Annotated in this window: 7 protein-coding genes; 4 read left to right on the top strand and 3 right to left on the bottom strand. The window is 63.7% G+C overall.

Annotated elements, in window-relative coordinates; translation table 11 throughout:
• Positions 1–166 precede the first annotated feature (166 nt).
• The 3 genes from ACV4UY_RS16235 to ACV4UY_RS16225 all read right to left on the bottom strand — a co-directional run bounded on the left by ACV4UY_RS16235 (position 167) and on the right by ACV4UY_RS16225 (position 2,776).
• On the bottom strand, positions 167–436 hold the full coding sequence (locus ACV4UY_RS16235) for a hypothetical protein (RefSeq protein ID WP_420905213.1): 270 nt from the start codon (positions 434–436) through the stop codon (positions 167–169).
• Between the two features lie 169 nt (positions 437–605).
• Positions 606–1,517: a lipid II:glycine glycyltransferase FemX gene (locus ACV4UY_RS16230; RefSeq protein WP_491608598.1), complete on the bottom strand. Its 912-nt coding sequence runs from the start codon at positions 1,515–1,517 to the stop codon at positions 606–608.
• Between the two features lie 5 nt (positions 1,518–1,522).
• Positions 1,523–2,776 carry a glycosyltransferase family 4 protein gene (locus ACV4UY_RS16225; RefSeq protein ID WP_491608597.1) on the bottom strand — a complete coding sequence of 418 codons (1,254 nt, stop codon included), beginning with the start codon at positions 2,774–2,776 and terminating at the stop codon, positions 1,523–1,525.
• Between the two features lie 136 nt (positions 2,777–2,912).
• Between ACV4UY_RS16225 and ACV4UY_RS16220 the strand changes: the two genes are divergently transcribed.
• The 4 genes from ACV4UY_RS16220 (at position 2,913) to ACV4UY_RS16205 (ending at position 6,690) form a co-directional block, all read left to right on the top strand.
• Positions 2,913–4,133, top strand: a complete 1,221-nt coding sequence (locus ACV4UY_RS16220; RefSeq protein ID WP_491608596.1) for a glycosyltransferase — start codon at positions 2,913–2,915, stop codon at positions 4,131–4,133.
• Between the two features lie 70 nt (positions 4,134–4,203).
• On the top strand, positions 4,204–5,172 hold the full coding sequence (locus ACV4UY_RS16215; protein ID WP_491608599.1) for an acetyl-CoA carboxylase carboxyltransferase subunit alpha: 969 nt from the start codon (positions 4,204–4,206) through the stop codon (positions 5,170–5,172).
• A 32-nt stretch (positions 5,173–5,204) separates the two neighbouring features.
• Complete coding sequence (locus ACV4UY_RS16210; RefSeq protein WP_491608595.1) at positions 5,205–6,167, top strand: hypothetical protein; 963 nt, start codon at positions 5,205–5,207, stop codon at positions 6,165–6,167.
• A 133-nt stretch (positions 6,168–6,300) separates the two neighbouring features.
• On the top strand, positions 6,301–6,690 hold the full coding sequence (locus ACV4UY_RS16205; RefSeq protein ID WP_491608594.1) for a hypothetical protein: 390 nt from the start codon (positions 6,301–6,303) through the stop codon (positions 6,688–6,690).
• The last annotated feature ends 117 nt before the right edge of the window (positions 6,691–6,807 follow it).

Below are 6,807 nucleotides of genomic sequence, written 5' to 3'. Positions count from 1 at the left end.
GAACGGGCACGATGGAGGCTCCTCATCCCCAGTCATGACGAACGGGCACGATGGAGGCTCCTCATCCCCAGTCATGACGAACGGGCACGATGGAAGGCAGGCAAACCGACATGTTCGAAGGGACAAACCACGCGCAACGAATCGGGACACCCGGAGAGGCCAACCCCTACAGAATCAGTTTGGAAATGGGTTCCGAGGTGGAGATACCCGCTTTCTGATAATAGAGGCGCATGGCGGCTTCGGAGAGGGAGACCTTGTAGGCCACCGAAGCGCGGGAGGTGTCGTTGGCGACACCGGCCATGCTCTGCACCGCCTGCTGCTCGAACAGACGCAGTTGAGAGACGCTGGCCATGGTCCGGGTGCGTTGCGACAGGGCGTCGAAGGCGGCCTGGGCGCTGGCACCGAAGATCAACGTATTTTCGCCGTAGATGCTCATTCTTGTTCAACCTATTGGAAAGCAAAGATAAACGACCCGAGAAACGCAGCCACGCCGAGCCATTCATTAGAGATTCTCACTTTATCTGAATTTCGTCAAATCGCCAAGGAGAATTTTTCCAGATTTCGCGCGCGCCATCTCTCCATCGACCCGACCAGCCCGACCCCCGTCAACCCAACCAGGCACGCGTTCGTTCGAGTCCGCGATGCAGGCGATGCCGCCAGGGGTGGACGATCTTGCGCCAGAAGCAACAGGGTTCGAAAACACCGCCGAAATGCTCCTTGAACTGGAAGATCCCCCTCAGCCTGGGGTCATCGGTGTGCGGACGCACGCCCCCCAGATCGTATTCGGCCACGCCGCGCGTCTTGAGCGCCCGCATCACCTCCCAATGGAGAAGATTGGCCGCGCCGGTGGCCGGGGCATCGATCACCGCCCCATGCAGATAGTATCCCCGTCCGGCATCGAACACGATCAGCGCCCCGGCCTGGAACGTCCCGTCCAGCCAGGCGCTCATCTTCAGGGTGGATGGGGCCAGATGGCGTTCGAGAGCCGCGAAATAGCCTTCGGAATGGGGATTGTGGCGTCCTCCGCGGGCATAAGCGCTCTCCAGGCCGCTTTGGAACCGTCGCGGTTCCAGCTCCGGGCGGATCTCGACTCCCTGGGTGCGCGCGCGTCGGATCTTGTTGCGATGGGTGGGCTTGAGCGCCATCCAGAGGCGCTCCTCATCACGGGTCAGATCGACCACATAAGTGCCGAACGGCTCCAGGATCTCTCCCCCCACGCTCCGGATCGTCTCTTCGGGCCAACGGGCCATGTTGAAGCGCGACTCCACGGCAAACGCTCCGGCGCGGCGCGCCTGGTCGAACAGGTGGCTCAATTCGGTCTCCGCAGGTTCCGGCCAACTGCCGTACACCACCCAGCGCGACTGTCCCAGTTCGCGCACCTGGCCGACATGGATCCGGCCCCGCACCAGTTCCACCGGCACAGCCGCGCTCACCGCGCCGATCGCGTTCATCACCCGCAACCAGGCCTGACTCAAGAACAGGTTGGTTTCGACCGTCCCCCCATCCAGTCCGCCCATCTCCATCAACTCCCGTCCGAGGTGTCGCGCACGCCCCACCCGGCCTCATCCCCGGCGAGGGAGGCAAAGAGCGCCAGGTATCCCCGCGCCATGGCCCGCACCGAATGGCGTTCATGCACCTGCTCCCGCCACGCCTCTCCCATGCGGCGCGCCGCCTCCGGATCGCTCTCCAGCCGGGAGACCGCCTCGGCCAGCGCCCGGTCATCCCCAACCGGGGTCAACAGGCCGTTCACCCCCTCCCCGATCAGATCCGAAAACGGCGGAATGCGGTGGCAGACCACCGGCAGTCCGAACAGGCCGGCCTCGAGCAGGGCATAGGGCAACCCCTCGCGCAGGGAGGGAAACAACAACCCCCGCGCCCGCGCCATGACCGCCAGAACCTGCTCCCTGGGCAACTGGCCGAGAAAATGGACCCGCTCCGCGGTGCCGTTCTCCACCACCAGGTTCAACATGGCCTCGAAGAATCCGGGAAAATGAGGCTCCCCATTCGGAAAAAAGGTCTGCCCGCCGACGATCACCAGATGCAAATCCGGCCAGAGTCTCGACACCTCGGCCCAGGCGCGAATCGCCACATCCTGCCCCTTGGGCGGCTCGACCCACCCCACCACCACCCAGAACCGTTCCGGCAACCGCAGGTCGTCCGGTGGTTGATCCAGCGCACCCCCGATCGCGGCGTTCACGCCATTGAGAACGATCCGCACCGGCGCCAGATCCGGACAGGCCCTCTCGATCAGACGCCCGATGTGGGGAGCCACGGCGGTCACGGCTGCCGACCGACGTACGATCCAACGCAACAACGGGGTGTCGCGACGTTTCCCCTCGGCCAGGACCAGGGCATCGGTGCCATGAAAGGTGGTGACCCCCGGCGGTCCGCCGAACCAGCGGAGCAGATGAAAGAAGATCTGATAATCCCGCGCGGTATGAAAGTGGATCACATCCACCCCCTCGCGTCGGATGAGTCGCCACAGGGTCCACAGGGTGCGCGGCAGTTCGGCCACCAGACCCAGCAGACCACGCAAAGGTCTACGCCGGTCCCACAACGGGCGCAGACGCATCTTGTAGAGGGTGATCGGGCCGAACCGCTCGACGCTCAACGTTTTTTGCCCCCAGGGTCCGGGCGCGAACAGCGATACCCGGATCCCCATGGCGCTCCAGGCATGGGCCAACTCGGCGATCATCACGTTGATCCCACCGTGGGCTACGGGAAAGGTGGCATGGAAAACCACCAGAACATGACGCGCTCCGGACGGCCCGTTCATCGGTCTCCCGCCCTCCGTGCGAACGTCATCCCCACTCCCTGCCATCCCTTGCCATCCCTTGTCGAACGCGATTAATCTACCACCCTGTTTTGTTGGGTTTCCTTAAACGATTTCCCACGCCCCACGGTATCACGCGATGCAGTCCGACTCAAGGCGCCGCCCCAAACCGGTCATTCTGGCCCTGGCCCCCCACCCCTGGGATACCCATTGGTTGAGCCGACAGCAACTGCTCTCCCGCTTGGCGCGCCGCGGCTGGCCGGTGATCTACGCCTCCGGCCCCCTGGACTGGTGGTCCCGCGACACCCCGGAGTGGCAACGCGCGCCCTGGCGCGGTCGGCTGGAACCTCGAGAAATCGGCGTCCTGACCGACATTCCGGGCCGCTGGCCCTGTCTGTGGGACCGTTTTCCCGCCTGGAGCCGCACCGCCACCGCCCTGCACGCCCGTCGTCTGCGCTCTGCCGCCGACCGTTTGAGCGACCGACGGCACCTCATGCTGTTTCATCCGCGCTTCGAACCCTATATAGAGCTTCTGCGACCCGATCGGGTCCACTACCACGTCTACGATGTCTACCGGCTGATGGGGGAGTGGTCGGAGGAGAAGGCCACCATGGAGACGCGACTGGTCTCCCGCGCCGATCTGATCACCACCTCCTCCCCCGGCATGGCGCTCAACCTGCCCGCACCCGGTCCCGGGAAGGCACGCCAACTCCCGAATGGCGCGGATGCCCACCATTTCGCCTCCGCGGATCTGGCCCCCTGTCCCGCGGAGTTGGCCTCCATTCCCCATCCGCGCATCGGCTATGTGGGCAACATCAACCCCAAACTCGACTTCGAAATGATCGAGACCCTGGCCCAGGACCATCCGGAGTGGCACTGGATCTTCATGGGACCGGTCACCCTGCATGGTCAGAAAGCGCGCGACTGCCAGACCCGCCTCACCTGGGACCGGCTGCGCCAACGCCCGAACATCCATTTCCTGGGGCTCAAACCGCGCGACATCCTGCCGTCCTACCTGGTCCACATGGATCTGCATGTCATCTGCTACAAGATCGCCCGCGTGGAAGAGGGATCCCCCGAGGATTGGGTGGTGCATGGCTACCCCACCAAGCTCCACGAGTATCTGGCCACCGGCAAGCCGGTCGTGGCCGCGCCCCAGACCGCACTGCTCGAATTCTCCGACGTGACGGCCATCGCCGCAACGATCCCGGAATGGGAACGGGCCATCGCTGCCGCCGTGGCCGGACAGGGCGTCGGCACGCCGGTCACCCGCCGGGCCAGAGCGCTGCAAAACACCTGGGAGAGCCGTGTCGATCTGCTGGAATCGTGGCTTGAGCAGCTCCATCCGGATATGGCATAATGATTCCTTGCATCCCTTCGTTCCCTTTCAAGTCACACCAGGCCGCGCCGGACACCCCATGATCCAAACCATGTCCCAGACCTTTCTCGAATTCGAGCGCCCCATCGGCGAGTTGATGTCCAAGATCGACGATCTGCGCCATCTCTCCAACAGCTCGGACATCAACATCTCCCAGGAGATCGCCCGCCTGGAACAAGAAACCATCCACCTGACCGAACGGATCTTCGCCAAGCTCACCCCCTGGCAGAAAACCCTCCTGTCGCGCCATCCGGATCGCCCCTTCTCCACGGACTATCTGGAACTGGTCTTCTCCAACTTCACGGAACTGCACGGGGATCGGGTCTTCGGGGACGACGAATCGATCATCGGCGGTCTGGCGGTGCTCGACGACATCGACGTGATGGTGATCGGCCAGGAAAAAGGGCGCGGCACCAAGGAAAAGGTGCGCCGCAACTTCGGCATGCCCAAACCCGAAGGGTATCGCAAGGCGCTGCGGCTGATGAAACTGGCGGAAAAATTCAAGCTGCCGATCATCTGTCTCATCGACACCCCTGGCGCCTATCCGGGCAAGGGCGCCGAAGAGCGCGGCCAGGCCGAGGCGATCGCCCGCAACCTGAAGGAAATGGCCTCGCTCAAGGTGCCGATTCTCTCGGTGGTCATCGGTGAAGGGGGCTCCGGGGGCGCGCTGGCCTTGGGGATGGGCAACCGGGTGCTGATGATGCAGTATGCCACCTATTCGGTGATCTCGCCGGAGGGGTGCGCCTCGATTCTCTGGAAGGACTCCTCCAAGGCCGAACTGGCCTCCGAGGCACTGCGCCTGACCGCGCCGGACATCCTGGAACTCAAGGTGATCGACGAGATCATCCCGGAACCGATCGGCGGTGCGCATCGCAATCCCGACGAGGCCGCCAACCTGCTCAAACGCCACCTGATCCAGAATCTGCGCGAACTGCGCCGCAAATCCTCGCGCACCCTGATCAAGGAACGTTTCGACAAGTTCATGAACATGGGCGTGGTGGATATCGTCACCGGATCCTGACCCGTTCCACCCCGAACGCCCGTTCCAAGCGCATGGACAGCTTCTCCGCCCCCGCCCGATCCCCTCGGCCCCGCGCCGAGGTTCTGCCCATCCGGACCATGGATCTGGAAACGGTCTGCGCGTTTCTCGTCGAATGCCAGACCGGCACGCGGGAGAACACCCCCCCGGTCGAGTCGCCGCACGCCAACCGCACGACCGGAAGCGCCCCCTCCCCCGCCGCCTGGAAAAACGCCTACGCCCAAACCTGGATGACCTCCCCACCCAACCATGGTTTCATGCTGGTGGATGAGAATCGGGTGGTCGGCGCCTTCATGGCGCTCCACGCCGAACGGCTCATCCGGGGACGGTTGGAGAAGTTCTGTCACTTGGGCCATTGGGTGGTGCTGGAAGGGTATCGGGGGCAGAGTCTCTCCCTGCTGCGCGCCTTGAAGGCCCAGCCCGACACCCATTTCACCCTCTTCAACGCCAACGAAACCGTGGCGCGGATCCTGGCCACCCAACGATTCGTCCGACTCTCGGACCGGATCAGCGCGCTCTCCACCCTGCGCTGGCCGGGAGGATTCACCAGCCGGGTCATCGTGGACCGGCACGAAATCCTCACCGCGCTCTCCCCCGAGGCGGCCCAGGCGTGTCGTCACCACCGCCCATTCCCCTGGCTGCGTCAACTGGCGCTCGGCGACCGGCACGGATACTGCCACATCATCCATAAACCCTTCAAACAGGGACGGTTCCAGGCCACCAACCTCCTGCACGTCAGCGACGGGGAGCAGTTCATGCGCCACTATCCGGCCTTGGCCCGTCACCTGCTCTTCAAGGAAGGAATCACCTCCCTGCGGGTGCCGAGTCGCCTGCTGCCAGCCCCCCTACCCGGCGCGCGGGAACGGCGCGATCCATGCGCCCGACTCTTCCTTTCCAACCGACTGGGCGAAGCGGACATCTCCTGTCTGTACAGCGATTGGATGACCCGCGACATTCAGTCGTGCGGATTGTCGTGAATTTGCAAATTTCCACCCAGAACATGCGATCCATGGCAATAATTCAAAAAATGGTGTAGGATGGCATGAAATGCGGAAATTTTTGAAAAGATCGCATACCACACCAGCCCCCTCCCTTCCAACCGGAGATCCCATGCCGCAATCCCTCCACACAGGCCCGATCGTGACAGGTGCGCTGCTCATGCTTGTCGGTTTCCTGGTGTCCGGGTCCGCGCATGCCGAACCCAAGAAACCAGCCCATCCGCACGCCACGCCGCCGGCTTTCGACCTCTCCTATCAACGCGATGGTGATGCCAATCCCGGCCAGATGCGCTTCTCCCCCACGCCGGACGGTCAACAAATCTGGATCGGCACCCCCCGCGTCATCGTCCATGCCCCGGATGGCTCCAGCCAGCCGACCAGCCATACCCCCGACGCCGATTCGATCACCATCCCGGCCAACCCGCCGACCCTCACCTTCGATCTGACCCCGGACGGCACCCTGACCCGCGTCAGGCCTGACCCGAAAAAAAGCAACGATTGAACCGCAACCATCCTGAATGGTTACGGTTTCCGCAAGGTTGCGTGCGAAATACGGGAGTCGTTTCCAAACTTGCATGATGGGGGGAGAACCCCCTCACCCCCCAACCGTGGACCTCCC

The sequence above is a fragment of the Candidatus Magnetaquiglobus sp. genome (assembly GCF_058402785.1).
Note: the sequence above shows the minus strand (reverse complement) of the source record. Positions and strands in the feature narration are given on the sequence as shown.